A 17,567-nucleotide genomic window follows, 5' to 3' on the forward strand; every position below is an offset into this window, starting at 1 on the left:
TAATCGAAATGACTTTCAAACTATTCTTTAAAATGGCACAGTGGGCGCCACCAAATTGAACAAACAACAACACTAAACGCCAAAAGCCACGACCAGATCAGGAGCATCCCGCACCATGTCCGACTTTGAGGACATCCAGATTTTTGTCCGCGTTGCCGAACTTGGTAACCTTTCTGCCGCCGGGCGCGAATTGCGTCATTCAGCAGCCGTCGTGTCCAACCGGATTGCACGCCTTGAAGAACGCCTTGGCGTTCGCTTGCTCAACCGCACAACGCGCCGGGTTAATCTGACCACCGAAGGCGATGTCTATTACCGGCACTGCCTGCGCATTTTATCGGAAATGCAGGAAGCCGAAAATGCCATCGCCAATCAGAAAAACACCACACGCGGCCCGGTAACGCTGACCTGCCCGATTGCATTTGGCAACAAATATGTCGTGCCGATCATTCCAAAATTCGTTGAACAAAACCCGGATGTGCAAATCCGCCTGCATCTGTCGGACCGGCTTTTGGATTTGTTGCAAGACAAGGTTGATCTTGCCATTCGCATTGCCGAGCTTAAGGAAAGCTCGCTCATCGTTCGCAAACTGGCGGCCAACAAACGCATGCTGGTGGCAAGCCCGGATTATCTTGAAAAGCATGGCGCGCCAAATATGCCCGGTGACCTTTTGCATCACAATTGCCTGTTGCTGCGCTTCCCCGGATCGCAACAATATCAATGGACGCTGGTCGGCCCGAATGACGAAGGCGCGGCCACCTTGGCGGTTTCGGGCTCAATGGATTCCGATAACGGCGAAGTCCTGACCCGCTGGTGTCTGGACGGGCACGGCATTGCGCTTAAATCACACTGGGAAGTCGGCGCCCACATCCGCGATGGCCGCCTGAAGGTGGTTCTGCCCGACTATCAACCGCCATCACATGCGGTCTATGCGCTGTATCCGGAAAACCGCTATCTGCCGACACGCGTGCGCGCCTTTGTCGATTTTCTGGTCGGTGAATTTGGCGGCACGCCGCCGTGGGACCGCTGAACACGTTGGCCTACCCCTGCCCATCCAAAATGAAAATGCCCCGGCACGAAGCACGGGGCATTTTCATTTCAAGCCACATCTAATCACGTGATCAGCGTTTGGCCTCATTCAGATATCCACTGAGAACCGCCGCCACATTATGCCCAATCACGTCATGGGCGTAGCCGCCTTCCATGGCAAACACGGTTTTAAGACCCAAGCGCCCGATCATTTGACCGATGCGTTTAAAATCATCGGTCTGGAGTTTGAAATCACAAATCGGTTCCGCTTCGTGGGCATCAACACCCAGTGCAATCACCAGCGCATCGGGTTGCCATGTCACAAGCTTTTGCATGGCCTTGGCATAGCCCTGCCCCCATGCACCAAAATCACTACCACCGGGAAGTGGGATGTTCAGGTTCGCCCCCTGCCCGTCATTGCGACCGGTTTCATTGGCATAGCCCATGAAGAACGGGAACTGATGGGTCGGGTCGGCATGGAGTGAGATGGTCAGAACATCGCCACGTTGATAGAAAATATCCTGCGCGCCATTGCCGTGATGGTAATCAATATCAAGGATCGCGACCTTTTTCGCGCCCTTGGAAATCATCCTCTGGGCCGCAATGGCGCAATTATTCAAAAAACAATACCCGCCATAACGGTTGGCATGGGCATGATGCCCGGGCGGACGGGTGAGGGCAAAGGATGCCTCGCCATCATGCCACGTCGCATCGGCAGCAGACGTAACAGTCTGCGCCCCCCAATAGGCCGCTTTCCACGTGCCTTGCGTGATCGGTGTATCTGATGAAATGGCAAACTGGCCCAGACGCGCGCTGATATGTTCGGGTTTACCGCCAGAAAACCCAGCACTGGGCCAGACATAGGGGAACGCATCGCCCTTGTTACCCGCCTTGGCCCATGCGCCCCAGGCGTTTTCGATGAAATCAAGGTAATCGGCATCGTGGATGGCGCGGATCGGATCCATGCCGTGATCAGCCGGATCAACAAGTTGCGCCTGTACCGCATGTGCGACCGCATCACGGATAATCGGAATGCGCCGGGCATTTTCAAAACAGGGCACCATGCGCCCGTGGTGCATTTCGCCAGCACCGTCATGGGCATCGTGGCGGGCATTAAAGAAAACACGCACGGCACAGTTCTCCTGTGAGAAGGGCAAGGAAAGAGCATCTCTAAGGACGCTCCTAGATCATCACCCTACCCCGATATGTTTAGAAAACGGTTATTTCTTGGCGGTATAGAGCAGCTTTTCAATCGTATCGAGGAATCCGCCCAGCTTATTGCGCAGATTTTCCGACTGTGTCGCCAGACGGCTGGCCATTTCGCGGGTCGTATCGGCGGCGTCCCCTGTACGGCTGGCCATGTCGGAAACGACCGTGATGTTATCGGTGACTTCCTGTGCGCCGCTTGATGCCTGTTCGACATTGCGGGTGATGTTTGATGACAGGCTGGCTTGGGTTTCAACATTGCCCGAAATCATGTCTGAACGTGCAGCCAGATCATCAATCACCCCGGCAATTTCACGGATCGACCCAACAGACTGTTCAATCGCGGTCTGGATATCCTGAACTTTTTCTTCGATGCTTTCGGTGGCCTTACTGGTCTGATTGGCAAGACCTTTGACCTCATTGGCAACCACGGCAAACCCTTTGCCCGCCTCGCCCGCACGCGCAGCCTCGATGGTCGCATTCAGGGCCAGAAGGTTGGTCTGGGCGGCGATATCACGGATGAAGCTGACAACTTCGACGATTTCACCGGCAGCCGCTTCAAGCTGGCCAATCCGACCATCGGTTTCCTGTGCCAGACCATTGGCACGATGGGCAATTTCAACCGATTCACGTGCCTGATCGGACACTTCGCGGATTGACTGGTTCAGTTCTTCGGAGGCCTGCGACACCTCGGTCACATTGCTGGCGGTCTGACGCGCCGCGGCGGCAACAGTGGTCGAACGTGCGCTGGTTTCATGGGCAATCGAATTGGCATCACCCGATGCCTCGGACAAGGCCGAGGCTGCACTGGCAATTTCGTCAACAACGTCAAACGAACCACTTTTGAAATCATCAAGGATGGATGCAAAGCCCGACAGTTTTTCTTCAATTGAGGCGGTCGCCGCATTGATGCGTTTTGCCGATGACAGATATTCACCAACAAGGCCGGTTTCGACAATCCGGCGATAATACCGGTTTTCCGAAACGGCGCCCATCGATGCGGCACTTTCGCGCAGGAACGCATCATTACGGTCGATCAACCGGTTGATCGCGATAAACAATTCGCGCATGTCCGAATGACTGTCGACATTGGTAATACGCGCTTCGTAATCACCTTCGGCTGCGGCCAGAACCACATCCAGTGCCTTTTTGATACCTGACTTGGAACCACCAAATAGCGCCATTGCGAACCTCGAACCTCTTGGTCTTAAAGACTTTGGATGAATTTATCGTACGCCATACCGGCATCGGAAAGCTTTTGCGCAAGAACCTTGGATGCGGCCATCATTCCGTCCTTACGGTTGGCCGTACTGTCCTCGATCTTGCGCAGCTCCGCATAAAGCGGAATGATCGTTTGCTTAAGAATTCTTGGGTCGGCAACACGACGATTTGAATGATAGCCAATCACCTTGTACGCGGCATCAAATGTCGGGGTGATATGGGCATAAACCCAGTAATGATCACCTTTTTTGCCCATATTCACGACATAGGCAAAAATCTCGTGCCCGGCTGCAATTTCATCCCACAGCATTTTGAAAATGCAGCGCGGCATATCGGGGTGACGGATAAGCGAATGGGGCTGACCAAGGACTTCCTTTTCACTGAAGTCGGCCAAATTCAAAAACAGTTCGTTGGCATAGGTAATCCGACCTTTAAGATCGGTCTTGCTGACAATCAGTTCTTCTGGTTTGAAATGGCGTTCCTTGCCGGACGGCTGAACACCTGAACGCTTTTCACTCACCTTCAATACCCCGTTTATATTCTTCTTTCCCTGCAATTAAGGCGTGCAGGGAATTTTGACTGTCCGATTATCATGTAACCTTAATTCAGCGAAGAAAAAATGTAAATTTATCTTATATTTCAGACCCTAAGCCCGCTCGCAAAAATAAGATCAATTCAAAGGCTTAACCTCTTTCACGGATGGGCGATTTGGTCGAATTTACCTACACTGGAAAGCTGAAATTCTTCTAATCGCCCCGACAACAGAAGCCACGAAAAGGATTGATACATCCTTGCGTGCGATGTTCATGTATCATTGCCGCGTCAGGCAGGGTTTGTCTTGGGGGATACATGCAACAAGACCTTCGCAATTTTCCGTTCCGCGTTGTTATTCACGAAAAGCAGTCTGCGCAAAACGTTCTGGACTGGCTTGATAAAAATATCCGCAGTGACCGCTGGACCATGGGCATTCGCAACATCGAACTGCCCCGATCCGGGCAATCCGCACCGTTTGTCGACATGGTGATCTATTTTGCGCGCCGCGATGACATGGACCTGTTTCGCGAACGCTGGGCGGGTAAAACCCGCGAACACAAAGTCAAACTCCGTGGTCTGCGGGCGGCTTTCTATGCGCTGCTGCATCCGGGCACCGAAATGGTCGCCTATGAAAAGTCATCCGACACACCGACCAAAACGGCAAACGCAAAAACCTGAACAAAAAAGCCCCGCGCACCTTAATGCACGGGGCTTTGTCATTTAACCGATCCGGATGGATCGAAAACCTGACTTATTTCGGAAGTTCAGCGTCGATGCCTTTGATGTACCAGTCCATGCCAAGCAGCATGCCATCTTCGGCCATTTCGCCTTCCTTGATGCGAAGCTCGCCTGCCTGATCATAGATCGGGCCGGTGAACGGATGCAGTTCACCCGAAGAAATTTTGGCTTCGACTTCTTCTGCAAGCGCTTTTACGTCGTCAGGCATGTTGGTGTAAGGCGCCATCTCGACCATACCGCTATCAATACCACCCCAGGTGTCGATCGACTCCCATGTGCCATCAGCAACCGCTTTGGCGCGCTCGACATAGTATTTGTCCCAGTTATCAACAATCGCAGTCAGCTGTGCTTTTGGCGCAAACTTGATCATGTCAGAAGCTTGACCGAAACCAAGAACGCCACGGTTTTCAGCAACCTGAAGCGGTGCCGGGCTGTCGGTGTGCTGCACCATGATGTCAGCACCCTGATCGATCAGGGCCTTGGCTGCATCGCCTTCTTTGCCCGGATCATACCAGGTGTTGGCCCAAACGATTTTCACTTTAACGTCCGGGTTCACCGACCATGCACCAAGCATGAAGGCGTTGATGCCACGCACAACTTCCGGGATCGGGAACGACCCAACATAGCCGATGGTGTTCGACTTGGTCATTTTACCGGCAATTACGCCCGCAACATAACGGCCCTGATAGAAACGTGCAGCATAGGTCGAAAGGTTATCGGCACGCTTGTAACCGGTCGCGTGTTCGAATTTCACATTCGGGAACTGCTTGGCCACTTTTTCGGTCGGGTTCATATACCCGAACGAGGTGGTGAAGATCAGGTTGTGACCGGTCTGTGCCATCTGACGGATAACGCGTTCCGCATCAGCACCTTCTGGCACACTTTCGACGTAGCTTGTCGAAGCCGCATCACCCAATTCTTTTTCAATCGCCTGACGGCCAATGTCGTGACGATAGGACCAGCCGTGGTCACCAATCGGGCCAACATAAACAAAACCGACTTTTACGTCTTCGGCCTGGGCTGCACCCATGCCCAATGCAAGTGCACCCGTCGCCACAACGGCGGTAAGGGTACGCTTCATGAAACTTGTATTCATTATGTAGTCTCCCTGTTAATCAGCAGATCAGGATTTAAACACATTCCTGTTTGCAATCAATGACGTGTTCTCACGCGAACCAAGACTCAAACAAACCGGCCGAACAGATTGACCGCCTTGCGTGAGTTTTGGTCCGTCGCGCTCTTCCTCCCGCTGGGCTGGAACATCATTTGTCGTGTTCCGGTCCCAATCGCAGACCGGCCTTAGTGGGCCGGTCTGAACGCCTGACCAATACAGGCCGGCGCATTCAGTCTGATTTTTGCACGGTCACTGGAAATAATCACCAGCACAATCACCGTCGCCAGATACGGCAGCATCGACATGAACTGGGATGGCACATGAATGCCCGCCCCTTGCGCATGAAGCTGCATGACCGAAATCAGGCCAAACATATAGGCCCCGGCCAACAACCGCCCCGGACGCCACGTGGCAAACACCACGAGTGCGAGCGCGATCCAGCCACGGCCCGCTGTCATGTTTTCCGCCCACATCGGGGTATAGGACAGCGACAAATACGCCCCGGCCAATCCGGCCATCGCCCCGCCAAACATCGTGGCAAGATAGCGGATTTTAATCACCGAATAGCCAATCGCATTGGCCGAATGATGCGAATCACCCACCGCCTTAAGGATCAATCCCGCCCGGGTTTTGGTCAGGAAATAACCCACCCCGAACACCACAAGCAACGAGAAATAAACAAGGAAGTCCTGTCCAAACAGGATCGGACCAATCACCGGAATCTGACTGATCCCCGGGATCGAAAGTGACGGCAGCGGATCAATCGCAAAGCCGACAAAACCCGATCCGACAAGGGCGGAAAAACCAACCCCAAAGATGGTCAATGCAAGCCCCGTCGCCACCTGATTGGCCATCAGGGTCAAGGTCAGAAACGCAAAGATCAGCGATATCAACACTCCGGCCACCACAGATGCAAAAATGCCCAGAATGGCCGATCCGGTCGTCGCGGTGACGGCAAAACCGGCAATCGCCCCAACCAGCATCATGCCTTCGACGCCAAGATTAAGCACACCGGACTTTTCCGTGATCAACTCACCCGACGCCGCCAGCAAAAGCGGGGTCGATGCAGTAATCACCGTCAATGTGAAAGGAACAATCCAATCCATTATGCGGTTCTCCCTTTTGCCGCGATAGAACCGAAACGAATACGGTATTTGGTCAAGACATCACAGGCCAGCAAGAAGAACAGCAATATCCCCTGAAACAGGCCGGTCACCGCATTGGGAAGCCCCAGCGTAATTTGGGCAAGTTCACCGCCAAGATAGGTCAGCGCCATAATCAAACCGCCAAACAAAATGCCCACCGGATGCAAACGCCCCAAAAAGGCAACAATGATCGCGGTAAAGCCATACCCGGGCGAAATGGACGGCTGCAACTGGCCAATCGGGCCCGCAACCTCAAACAAACCAGCCAATCCCGAAAGTCCACCGCCCAAAAGCAGGGTAAACCAGATCATGCGTTTCTGACGGAACCCAACGTGGCGGGCGGCCTGCGGGGCCTTGCCAACCACACGCAACTGGAACCCGATCAAGGATTTCGACAGTAACAACCACCCGGCAATCACCACCAAAACCGCAATCGCCGTGCCCAGATGCACCCGTGTGCCATCATAAATGATCGGCAACAGTCCGGCATCGGGGAATGGGCGCGATTCCGGGAAGTTAAATCCTTCGGGATTACGCCACGGGCCATGCACCAGATAACTTAAAAACAGGGTCGCAACATAGGTCAGCATCAGGCTGGTCAGAATTTCATTGGCGTTAAAGCGCGTACGCAACAATGCCGGGATAGCACCCCAGAACGCCCCGCCGATGGCGCCAAACACCAACATGGCCGGCAGTAAAAACACGCTTTGACTGTCATAGAAATAAAGGGCCAGGCCACCGCCAAAGATCGCCCCCATGGTCAGCTGCCCTTCGGCACCAATGTTCCAGACGTTTGCCCGAAACCCCATGGCAAGACCAATCGCAATGATCACAAGTGGGGTCGCCTTGACCAGAAGCTCGGACACGCCATAGCTGTTGCTGATCGGCAGGATAAAGAAGGTATAAAGCGCTTCAAGCGGGTTCTTGCCCATAAAGGCAAAGATGACGCCGCCAACAACAAGCGTCATGACGATTGCCAAAACCGGCGACAGATAGACCATCGCCTGTGAATGCGAACGGCGGGGTTCAAGCCTGATCAACGCGACCTCCTGTGGCTAGCATGTCGTTCGCCGGGGTCGCGTCGCCGTCCAAATCATGGAGCCCCCCCATCAACAGACCAATTTCTTCGATGCTGACATCGGCCATCGGACGCGATCTGGACATTTTGCCCTCCGACATCACAACGACCTGATCACAAATCGCAAAAATCTCGTCAAGGTCCTGCGAAATCACCAGAACCGCCGTACCCTTTGCCGCGAGATCAAGCAACGCCTGATGAATGGCACTGGCCGCGCCGGCATCTACACCCCACGTCGGCTGGGAAATCACCAGTACACCGGGGTCTTGCAGGATTTCACGCCCGACGATGAATTTTTGAAGGTTCCCGCCTGAAAGGCTTCCGGCTTCGGCACCAGAGCCGGTGGTACGGACATCAAATGTTTTAATAATAGTATCGGCAAAGGACCTGGTCGGGACTTCGCGGATCAAACCACGTGCCGTCAAGGCCATCCGGCGAAATGCCGTCAGGAACCCGTTTTCTGCCAAACTCATATCGGTCACGGCACCATGGCCATTGCGTTCTTCGGGAACAAACGTCGCGCCAAGGCGACGGCGGCGACGCGGCCCGAAATGTGCGACGGATGTGCCATCAATCTTGATGTTATCGGGGGCGGCAAACTGTTCGGTTTCCCCGGCCAGTGCCTGAAACAGCTCGTTCTGACCGTTCCCGGCCACCCCGGCAACGCCAAGGATTTCACCGCCGCGCACGGTCAGATTGACATCCTTAAGGTCAGTGCCGAACTGTTCTTCGCTGGCCAGTGACAAGTTGCTGACCTCAAGACGAACATCGCCAAAGGTCCGGTCATTGCCCCGGTCCGGTGCGGTCAGTTTCTGGCCGATCATCATTTCGGCCATCGATTTTGCGGTTTCTTCCCGCGGGTCACAGCCACCCACCACCTTGCCACCGCGCAACACAGTCGCTTTCTGACACAGCGCTTTGACCTCATGCAGCTTGTGGCTGATATACAGGATCGCGCAGCCCTCATCGGCCAGACGGCGCAGCGTTTCAAACAGTTTTTCGACTTCTTGCGGGGTCAGAACCGATGTCGGTTCGTCCAAAATCAGCAATTTGGGATTTTGCAGCAAACACCGGACAATCTCGATCCGCTGACGTTCGCCAACCGACAGGGTGTAAACATGGCGGTCCGGATCAAGCGGCAGGCCATAGGTCTTTTCGACCTCGACCACCTGCTTGCGCAGCACCTCCATATCGCGCACATCGTTCATCGCCAGCGCAATGTTTTCAAGCACCGTCATGGTTTCAAACAGCGAGAAGTGCTGGAACACCAGACCGACACCCATTTCACGCGCATCGTGCGGGCTATGAATGGTCACAGGCTTGCCGTCCCAAAGCACCTCGCCCTGATCGGCCTGCAATACACCGTAAATGATCTTCACAAGCGTACTTTTGCCAGCCCCATTTTCCCCAAGCAGCGCATGAATCTCGCCCGGCTCGATACGGAAACTGATATCGTCATTGGCCAGACAGCCCGGAAAGGCCTTGGTCACACCGCGCACTTCAAGTTGCGCGTGCCCTGCCCCCGTCATGGCTTCTGTCCCGGCATCACCGGTCATTGACGTCACTGCTACCACCCCTATTTAGCAATATGATTTTGCACACCGTTGGCGGTTTTACCGCATTCTGTGCTGCAATCAAACGGTCTCAATATGCGATCTTGTCGGTTTTGGTATCCCAGGCGGCGAAAACCTCGCGCGCTTCGGGCACATCGACATGTTCTATGGGCAAGGACCGATCCTTGATCGGCTTTGCCACTTCATCATACAGGAACTGATCATCAAAACCGATGGCGGCGGCATCATCGCGGCCATTGGCATAATAGATCTTGTCAAGACGGGCCCAATAGATCGCCGAAAGACACATCGGGCAGGGTTCGCAACTGGTGTAAATCTCACACCCGGCAAGGTCAAAACTGCCAAGCTTCTCGCACGCCGCACGAATGGCGCTGACCTCGGCATGCGCGGTTGGATCGTTTGTCGATGTGACATTGTTCCATCCTTCGGCAATCACGTCGCCATTGCGCACAATGATTGCCCCGAACGGCCCACCACATCCCTCGTCCATTTTTTGCCGGGATAAATCCACGGCATGGCGCATATGGCCCTTTTTGGCATCACACACTACCAGTTCTCCTTTGCGAAACCCACGATCTGGCAAACCAGATCACCTGATCAGGCCGTCATTAACGCGGCCCTTTATCATTAAAAACACCTTCAATGAAGGTCGTAAAATCAACCCGCCCCGTCTGATGCGGTTTTAATCGGCTGACTTTGCGCCATCTGTGCTTCGCGCACAGACAGCAATTGCACAGCAACTGACGCCGCAATAACGGCCGGCTGTTTGCCGGTAATCCCACCAACACCAATCGGGCAGGTCAAACGACCAATCGCCGCTGCGCTTAAACCCCGATCGGTAAGCCGCCGGATAAAACGCGCGCGCTTGGTCTGGCTGCCAATCATGCCGACAAAGCCAAGATCACCACGCACCAACGCCGCCCGGCAGATGTCAAAATCAAGCGCGTGGTTGTGTGTCAGGATCAAAACATGCGCACCAGCTGGAATATCGGCGACTTCTTCTTGCGGTTTATCACTGTGACACACCTGAAGTTTCGCCCCGCTCAGTCCAGTCAGATAGTCCTCACGCGGATCGACAAGATGAATGTCAAACGGCAAGGGTGCCAAGGTATTCACCAGTGCCGTGCCCACATGCCCGGCCCCGAAAATCCACACCGGTGTCGCCGCGTCATCCAGACGCAGACACAGCATGTCCACCCCGTTATGGCTCACCATGCCGCCACGCAATGCACCAAAGGTCCGCGCCAACACGGCTGATTGCTCGGCATCGGCCACGCCGAGGTGGTTGTCACTGGTCGGCAGCATGATCCAGTGACCATCGTTCTGCCCGCCACCGCTAACAAGCTGCTTGAAGGCGTTTAAAAGTATGGTCTTTTGCGACGGCCCAAGCAGATGAAACCCGACCTCAACCGATCCACCGCAACATTGGCCCAAGCCCGGCCCCAGCGGGAACCGCACGATTTCCGCATTGGCGATGTCAGGGATGTTAGCGCTAACATCCTCTGCTACGGCAAATGCATCGCGCACCCGGCGCGTCACCTGATGTTCAAGGTTGCCACCGCCAATCGTACCGGAAATGCCCTCTGACCCGATCAGCATGAAGGCACCGGCTTCACGCGGGGTTGATCCGCGAATGGCCGCAACACTGACCAGCATCACCGGCCCCGACGATGCCAACAGATCAATATGTGCACCATGCGACAGGGTCATGCCTTATTCCCCCGCCGCGGGCATGGATTGCCCGACATTTTGCATCATCCGCTTGGCCACATCGGCCACCGCATACAAAACCGCCTCGGGCGTTGCCGGGGTGTTAAGTGCCGGGATCACCTTATGATCGGCGACCGAGGCAATCGCATCGGCAATTGCGCGATGAACCGAAATCGCCAACATCAACGGCGGCTCCCCGACCGCCTTGGACCGGTGAATGGTTTTTTCAACGTTGCGTCCCGATGACCACAATTCCATGCGGAAATCTTCCGGTCGATCCGAACAAGCCGGGATTTTATAGGTTGATGGCGCATGGGTGCGCAAATTGCCCTTATCATCCCACCAAAGCTCCTCGGTGGTCAGCCACCCCATGCCTTGAATAAAGCCGCCTTCGATCTGCCCACGGTCAATCGCCGGGTTCAGCGACCGCCCGACATCATGAATGATATCCACCCGTGTGACCTTGTTTTCACCGGTCAGGGTATCGATCAAAACTTCCGAGCACGCCATGCCATAGGCAAAGTAATAAAACGGTCGGCCCGATGCGTTTTCGCGGTCGTAATGGATTTTCGGCGTCGCGTAATAACCCGTCGCCGACAAAGACACCCGTGCGAGATAGGCCTGCTTGATCACATCGGCAAAGCTCAGCTCCGCCTGATCGCCGATAATCACCTTACCGGGTACAAACCGCACCGCCGCCTCGGCCACACCGTATTTTTCGGCTGCAAACGTGATCAATCGGTTCTTGATCGTCATCGCCGCATCACGTGCCGCCATGCCGTTCATATCCGCCCCGCTTGAGGCCGCCGTCGCCGATGTATTGGGCACCTTGCCGGTATTGGTCGCGGTGATCTTGATCTGGTCAAGGTCGATCTGGAATTCCTCGGCGACGACCTGGGCGACCTTGATAAAAAGCCCCTGCCCCATTTCCGTCCCGCCGTGGTTCAAATGCACCGACCCATCCTGATAAACATGGATCAACGCCCCGGCCTGGTTCAGGAACGACGTGGTAAAGGAAATGCCAAACTTGACCGGGGTTAACGACAGCCCCTTTTTCAGAACCGGGCTTTGCGCGTTAAACGCCTCAACGTCCGCCCGGCGTTTGCGATAATCGCTGGCCGCCAGAATATCATCGGTCAGATCACCCAGAACATTGTCTTCGACCACCATGTGATAGGGCGTCGTATTACGATCATCGGTCCCGTAATAATTGGCAATCCGCACATCCAGCGGATCGCGGCCAACGGTCATCGCAATTTCATCAATGATGCGTTCAATCGCCACCATCCCCTGTGGCCCACCAAACCCGCGAAACGCCGTGTTGGACACAAGATTGGTTTTACAGCGGTACGACCGAATTTCGACATCGCCAAGGTAATAGGCATTGTCGGTATGGAACATCGCCCGGTCAGCAATCGCAGCCGACAAATCGGCCGAAAAACCGCAATTGGCGGCATATTGGATATCAAGCCCGCAAATCCGCCCGTCATCGTCAAAGCCGACATCATAATCGACGATAAAGTCATGGCGCTTGCCGGTCATGATCATGTCGTCATCCCGATCCAGCCGGAATTTCGCCGGGCGACCGGTTTTCACCGCCACGATGGCGGCCAGTGCCGCCCACTGGGATGCCTGCGTTTCCTTGCCGCCAAAGCCACCACCCATACGGCGCACTTCGACCGTCACCGCATTGGCCGGACGGCCAAGCACATTGGCGATATTGTGTTGCACTTCGGATGGATGCTGGGTCGAGCAATGCAGCAACACGTCACCGTCTTCCTGCGGGACGGCAAACGTGATTTGCCCTTCAAGGTAAAAGTGATCCTGCCCGCCAATTTCCATTCGGGCCGACCGGCGATGCTTGGCCTTGGCAAGTGCCGACGCCGCATCCCCCTGTTTCATCACATGCGGCGGGGCGACAAAAAGCTGCTTTTCAAGGGCTTCATCCACCAACAGAACCGCAGGCAGTTCTTCGTATTCAATGTCTGCCAGCTTGGCTGCGGCACGCGCCTGTGCGCGGGTTTCGGCCGCCACACAAAACACCGGCTGACCATAAAACTGCACCAATCCGTCGGGCAAAACCGGCTCATCATGGGTATGGGCCGGGGACACGTCATTAACACCGGGGATGTCATCGGCGGTCAAAACGCACACCACACCCGGCGCCGAACGCACCTTGGACAGATCCATCTTGGTGATTTTGCCATGCGCAATCGTCGCCGCACCGGGGGCCAGATGCAGCGTGCCGAATGGCTCGATAATGTCATCAATATAAACCGCTTCGCCCGCCACATGTTTCGGGCCGCTATCATGCTTGGACGCGGTGCGCACCCCACCCGACAAACCGGCAGTCGGGGCAAGAAGATCATCGGTTTGGCTGTTTGCAGATGGGTCAGACATGTGCAGCCTCCTTACCAACAAGGCGGGTGGCAACATCGGGCGCGCTGGTTTCGATAAACAGCTTGGTCAAAAGGTTCTGGGCCACCAGCATGCGGTATTCCTTCGATGCCCGCATGTCGGTCATCGGCGCAAAATCACTGGCAAGGGCAAGCTGCGCCGCACTGAGGCTGGCCTCATTCCAGTCCTGCCCGATCAGGGCCGCCTCGCATTTCTTGGCACGCATCGGGGTCCCGGCCATACCGCCAAACGCGGCACGGAATTCCGCCACCTTGCCATCCGCAATCCGGATCGCAAAGGCGCCAAGAACCGCCGTGATATCCTGATCAAAACGTTTGGAAATTTTATAGGCCTTAAATGTCATGCCCAATGCCGGTTTGGGCACAATCACGCTTTGTACAAACTCGCCGGGCATCCGGTCCTGTTTGCCATAGCTGACAAAGAATTCTTCCAACGGCACGTCGCGCGTTACATCGCCCATGCGAAGGACAATTTTCGCCCCCAGTGCAATCAGGGCCGGCGGCATGTCACCAATCGGTGATCCGTTGGCGACATTACCACCGACAGTCCCGGCATTGCGGATTTGCCGCGATCCGATACGCCGGATCAGCTCACCCACATCGGCCGCCACCCGACCCAGCGCATCATGCGCACGGCTATAGGTCACACCGGCCCCGATGGTCACGGCCGTCTCGGTTTCGCTCACCGATTTCAGATCAGCAACGTCACCAATGTAAATGATCGGATCAAGCCGTTTGAGCATCTTGGTCACCCAAAGCCCAACATCGGTTCCGCCCGCCAATACGGTTGCGTCCGGATGCGCCACCAAAAGGGCCGCCAGTTCATCAGATGTGCGCGGCGCGTAATAGCGGCCCGCAGCATGTTCTACCGCCAAAGTCCCGGCATCCTTGACCATATCACTCAGGCGGGTGGCAAGATCAGTCCGGCGTTTTTGTTCAGTTGTATCATTGGCGGCAACACCGCCAGCATTCCGCGCCGCCTCAATAATAGGACCATAACCAGTACAGCGGCACAGGTTCCCGGCCAGTGCATCATTGATCGCCCCGCGATCCTCCTCGCCACCATCCAGCCACAGCTGATACAGGCTCATGACAAAACCGGGTGTGCAGAAACCACATTGCGATCCATGGGTCTCGACCATCGCCTGTTGCACCGGGTGCAGGCTACCATCCTTGGATTTCAGGTGTTCGACCGTCAAAAGCTGTTTGCCATCAAGGGTCGGGACAAACTGGATACAGGCGTTCACCGTGCGATAGGCCATGCCCCCATCGCCATTTGGCTCACCAATAATGACGGTGCAGGCCCCGCAATCCCCCTCTGCACAGCCTTCTTTCGTACCTGATTTGCGTTCTTCAAGACGCAGGTAATCAAGAACCGTCATCTGCGGATCAATATTGCGCAGGCTGCGTTCTTCGTCCCCCAAAAGGAACCGGATGTCAGCCCGCATAGTGATGTCGGTGTGTTGCGTCATGCTCGGCCTCAGCTTCCGCGATAGGTCGAATAGCCGAATGGCGACAGCAAAAGCGGCACATGATAGTGCGACTGCCCGTCTGAAATGCCAAACCGGATGACAACCTGATCAAGGAACTTCGGGTCAGGAAGCTCTGTCCCACAGGCGTCAAAATAATCGCCCGCATGGAAAACCATCTGATACTTACCGGGCTTGAATGACGCCCCGTCAAGCATGGGCGCATCGGTCCGACCATCAACATTGGTCACCGCCTCGGCGACAAGGTCATCATGGCCATTGCCAAAACGATGCAGCTCGATCCGGATACCGCCCGCCGGACAGCCTTTTGCCGTGTCGAGTACATGCGTCGTCAGTCGTCCCATGGCGGGCCTCCCTCTCTCAAACTCTTATATGGTGGTCGATCGCTTCTCCCCAGGTCGGCATTCTATTTGGTGATTTTGTGCCGTACCAAATTTTGAGCGATGTTCTTTTAAGCCCTTCCCGTTTAGGGCAGTTTTAAAAAGGGTCGCATTACGACCCGTTCTCGGAAAGAGGCGATAAAGTGAAACTATATCAATAATTCTTTGAAAAACGAATTCCGTCACTTCGTGCAGAATGGTACGAAACAATGGTCAAAAGCCCAAGGGCCAAGACATAACGACCACAAAAACGTGGCAAACCGCTGATCCCGTCCAGGAACATTATCAAAGTCGTCTTGATAGTGCGGCGCTACAGCAACGGAGTTCTTCCTTGCTGCACTGCGACCTATGGTTAATGCTATACCCATAGATGCTACACCAAACATCCCGGCAGACAAAGCAAGGGATACAAAGAAGGCAGGAGAGGCAGACATGAGCGACCAGAATTATGCGCGCGATCTGATTGGCTATGGCGACACCCCGCCCAAGGCCAACTGGCCAAATAAGGCCCGCGTCGCGGTTCAGTTCGTCCTGAACTATGAGGAAGGTGGCGAAAACTGCATCCTGCATGGCGATAAGGCATCCGAGGCGTTTCTGTCGGAAATCGTTGGCGCGGACATGCGCGAAGGTGTCCGCCACATGAGCATGGAGTCGATCTATGAATATGGATCGCGTGTTGGTGTCTGGCGCATTTTAAACCTGTTTCGCGAACGCCAAATCCCGATCACGGTCTTTGCCGTTGCCATGGCGCTGGCGCGCAACCCCAAGGTTGGCGAAACCGCGATGAAGGACGGGCATGAAATTTGCTCGCACGGCTATCGCTGGATTGATTACCAATATCTGTCCGAAGACGTCGAACGCGACCATCTTCATAAGGCGATTGAGATTATCAAAGGCATCACCGGCGAACGCCCGCTGGGGTGGTACACCGGGCGCACCAGCCCCAATACACGCCGCCTGGTCGCCGAAGAAGGCGGATTCCTCTATGATGCCGATGATTACAGCGATGAACTGCCGTTCTGGAGTACCCAGACCGAAACCCCGCATCTGATCGTGCCTTATACCCTTGATGCTAATGACATGCGCTTTGCCGCCATGCAGGGGTTTAATTCCGGCGAACAGTATTTCCAGTACCTCAAAGACAGCTTTGACACGCTGTATGAAGAAGGCGCTGAAACGCCGCGCATGCTGTCCATCGGGTTGCATTGCCGCTTGGTTGGTCGTCCGGGCCGTTTTGCCGCGCTCAAACGCTTTGTCGATTATGTGCAAAGCCACGACAATGTCTGGTTTGCACGCCGCATTGATATCGCACGCCATTGGCGCGAACATCACCCGTTTGGCGGCTAAGAAAACAAAAAAGAAAAGGTCATCATGACGAATACCGCACCATCGCTTTTTGAAACCCGCCCGCCCAGCACATTGGCCGAAAGCGCCTTTGTCTCGCGCTATGGCTGGGTCTATGAACATTCACCGTGGGTCGCCCATAAATTGTATGAGCGCGGCATTACCAGCGCGCTTGATACCTCCACGGCCCTTGCCGATGCGATGGCCGCCGTGGTCAATGGCGCGGTTGACGCCGATAAGCTATCCTTGCTGCGCGCTCATCCCGATCTGGCTGGAAAACTGGCCTTGGCCGATTTGACCGCCTCATCACAAAGCGAGCAAAAGGGGGCCGGGCTTGATCAATGCAGTGCGGATGAACTGGTCCGCTTTACCGAGCTTAATGACGCCTATAAGCAGAAATTCGGCTTCCCGTTTATCTTTGCCGTAAAGGGCTTTGACCGCGCCGATATTCTGGCCGCCTTTGAACGCCGCGTAAAAAACGATCCGGAGGCCGAATTTAACGAGGCCATTGGTCAGGTCCATCGCATCGCCAAGCTGCGGCTTGAAGATCTGTAACCATCAAAACTTCCGCGCCACAATGCCCGGACCGA

16 protein-coding genes are annotated in these 17,567 nt (G+C 55.1%); 4 read left to right on the top strand and 12 right to left on the bottom strand.

Annotated features, from left to right (window positions below):
- Positions 1–115: 115 nt before the first annotated feature.
- Positions 116–1,027: a LysR family transcriptional regulator gene (locus K355_RS0113075; RefSeq protein WP_022732598.1), complete on the top strand. Its 912-nt coding sequence runs from the start codon at positions 116–118 to the stop codon at positions 1,025–1,027.
- Between the two features lie 91 nt (positions 1,028–1,118).
- Here the strand turns inward: K355_RS0113075 and K355_RS0113080 are convergent, their stop codons facing one another.
- The 3 genes from K355_RS0113080 to K355_RS0113090 all read right to left on the bottom strand — a co-directional run bounded on the left by K355_RS0113080 (position 1,119) and on the right by K355_RS0113090 (position 3,973).
- Complete coding sequence (locus tag K355_RS0113080) at positions 1,119–2,156, bottom strand: histone deacetylase family protein (protein ID WP_022732599.1); 1,038 nt, start codon at positions 2,154–2,156, stop codon at positions 1,119–1,121.
- A 90-nt stretch (positions 2,157–2,246) separates the two neighbouring features.
- Entirely contained in the window at positions 2,247–3,416 is a 1,170-nt protein-coding gene (locus K355_RS0113085; RefSeq protein ID WP_022732600.1) for a methyl-accepting chemotaxis protein, read from the bottom strand.
- Between the two features lie 23 nt (positions 3,417–3,439).
- Positions 3,440–3,973 (bottom strand): PAS domain-containing protein, encoded by a 534-nt coding sequence (locus K355_RS0113090; RefSeq protein ID WP_022732601.1) that lies wholly within the window; start codon positions 3,971–3,973, stop codon positions 3,440–3,442.
- A 329-nt stretch (positions 3,974–4,302) separates the two neighbouring features.
- Between K355_RS0113090 and K355_RS0113095 the strand changes: the two genes are divergently transcribed.
- A complete protein-coding gene (locus K355_RS0113095) occupies positions 4,303–4,665 on the top strand; it encodes a hypothetical protein (protein ID WP_022732602.1) in 363 nt (120 codons plus the stop codon).
- 73 nt (positions 4,666–4,738) lie between these two features.
- Here the strand turns inward: K355_RS0113095 and K355_RS0113100 are convergent, their stop codons facing one another.
- The 9 genes from K355_RS0113100 to uraH all read right to left on the bottom strand — a co-directional run bounded on the left by K355_RS0113100 (position 4,739) and on the right by uraH (position 15,597).
- Entirely contained in the window at positions 4,739–5,806 is a 1,068-nt protein-coding gene (locus K355_RS0113100; RefSeq protein ID WP_028791583.1) for a BMP family ABC transporter substrate-binding protein, read from the bottom strand.
- 218 nt (positions 5,807–6,024) lie between these two features.
- Complete coding sequence (locus K355_RS0113105) at positions 6,025–6,945, bottom strand: ABC transporter permease (protein WP_022732604.1); 921 nt, start codon at positions 6,943–6,945, stop codon at positions 6,025–6,027.
- Complete coding sequence (locus K355_RS0113110) at positions 6,945–8,024, bottom strand: ABC transporter permease (protein ID WP_022732605.1); 1,080 nt, start codon at positions 8,022–8,024, stop codon at positions 6,945–6,947. The genes K355_RS0113105 and K355_RS0113110 overlap by 1 nt, the downstream gene beginning before the upstream one ends.
- Entirely contained in the window at positions 8,011–9,618 is a 1,608-nt protein-coding gene (locus K355_RS0113115) for an ABC transporter ATP-binding protein (protein WP_028791584.1), read from the bottom strand. The genes K355_RS0113110 and K355_RS0113115 overlap by 14 nt, the downstream gene beginning before the upstream one ends.
- Before the next feature lie 88 nt (positions 9,619–9,706).
- Positions 9,707–10,183, bottom strand: coding sequence for a nucleoside deaminase (locus K355_RS0113120; RefSeq protein WP_022732607.1), 477 nt, complete (start codon positions 10,181–10,183; stop codon positions 9,707–9,709).
- Between the two features lie 110 nt (positions 10,184–10,293).
- Positions 10,294–11,346, bottom strand: a complete 1,053-nt coding sequence (gene xdhC, locus K355_RS0113125) for a xanthine dehydrogenase accessory protein XdhC (protein WP_022732608.1) — start codon at positions 11,344–11,346, stop codon at positions 10,294–10,296.
- A gap of 3 nt (positions 11,347–11,349) precedes the next feature.
- Positions 11,350–13,746 carry a xanthine dehydrogenase molybdopterin binding subunit gene (gene xdhB / locus K355_RS0113130; RefSeq protein ID WP_022732609.1) on the bottom strand — a complete coding sequence of 799 codons (2,397 nt, stop codon included), beginning with the start codon at positions 13,744–13,746 and terminating at the stop codon, positions 11,350–11,352.
- A complete protein-coding gene (xdhA, locus tag K355_RS0113135; protein WP_022732610.1) occupies positions 13,739–15,235 on the bottom strand; it encodes a xanthine dehydrogenase small subunit in 1,497 nt (498 codons plus the stop codon). Before xdhA ends, xdhB begins: the two co-directional genes overlap by 8 nt.
- A gap of 8 nt (positions 15,236–15,243) precedes the next feature.
- Positions 15,244–15,597, bottom strand: a complete 354-nt coding sequence (gene uraH / locus K355_RS0113140; RefSeq protein ID WP_022732611.1) for a hydroxyisourate hydrolase — start codon at positions 15,595–15,597, stop codon at positions 15,244–15,246.
- Between the two features lie 468 nt (positions 15,598–16,065).
- On the opposite strand from uraH, the gene puuE reads away from it, so the two are divergent.
- Positions 16,066–16,980, top strand: a complete 915-nt coding sequence (gene puuE / locus K355_RS0113145) for an allantoinase PuuE (RefSeq protein ID WP_022732612.1) — start codon at positions 16,066–16,068, stop codon at positions 16,978–16,980.
- Between the two features lie 24 nt (positions 16,981–17,004).
- Complete coding sequence (uraD, locus tag K355_RS0113150) at positions 17,005–17,532, top strand: 2-oxo-4-hydroxy-4-carboxy-5-ureidoimidazoline decarboxylase (RefSeq protein ID WP_022732613.1); 528 nt, start codon at positions 17,005–17,007, stop codon at positions 17,530–17,532.
- The last annotated feature ends 35 nt before the right edge of the window (positions 17,533–17,567 follow it).

The sequence above is a fragment of the Thalassospira lucentensis MCCC 1A00383 = DSM 14000 genome, assembly GCF_000421265.1.
GTDB classification, from domain to species: domain Bacteria; phylum Pseudomonadota; class Alphaproteobacteria; order Rhodospirillales; family Thalassospiraceae; genus Thalassospira; species Thalassospira lucentensis.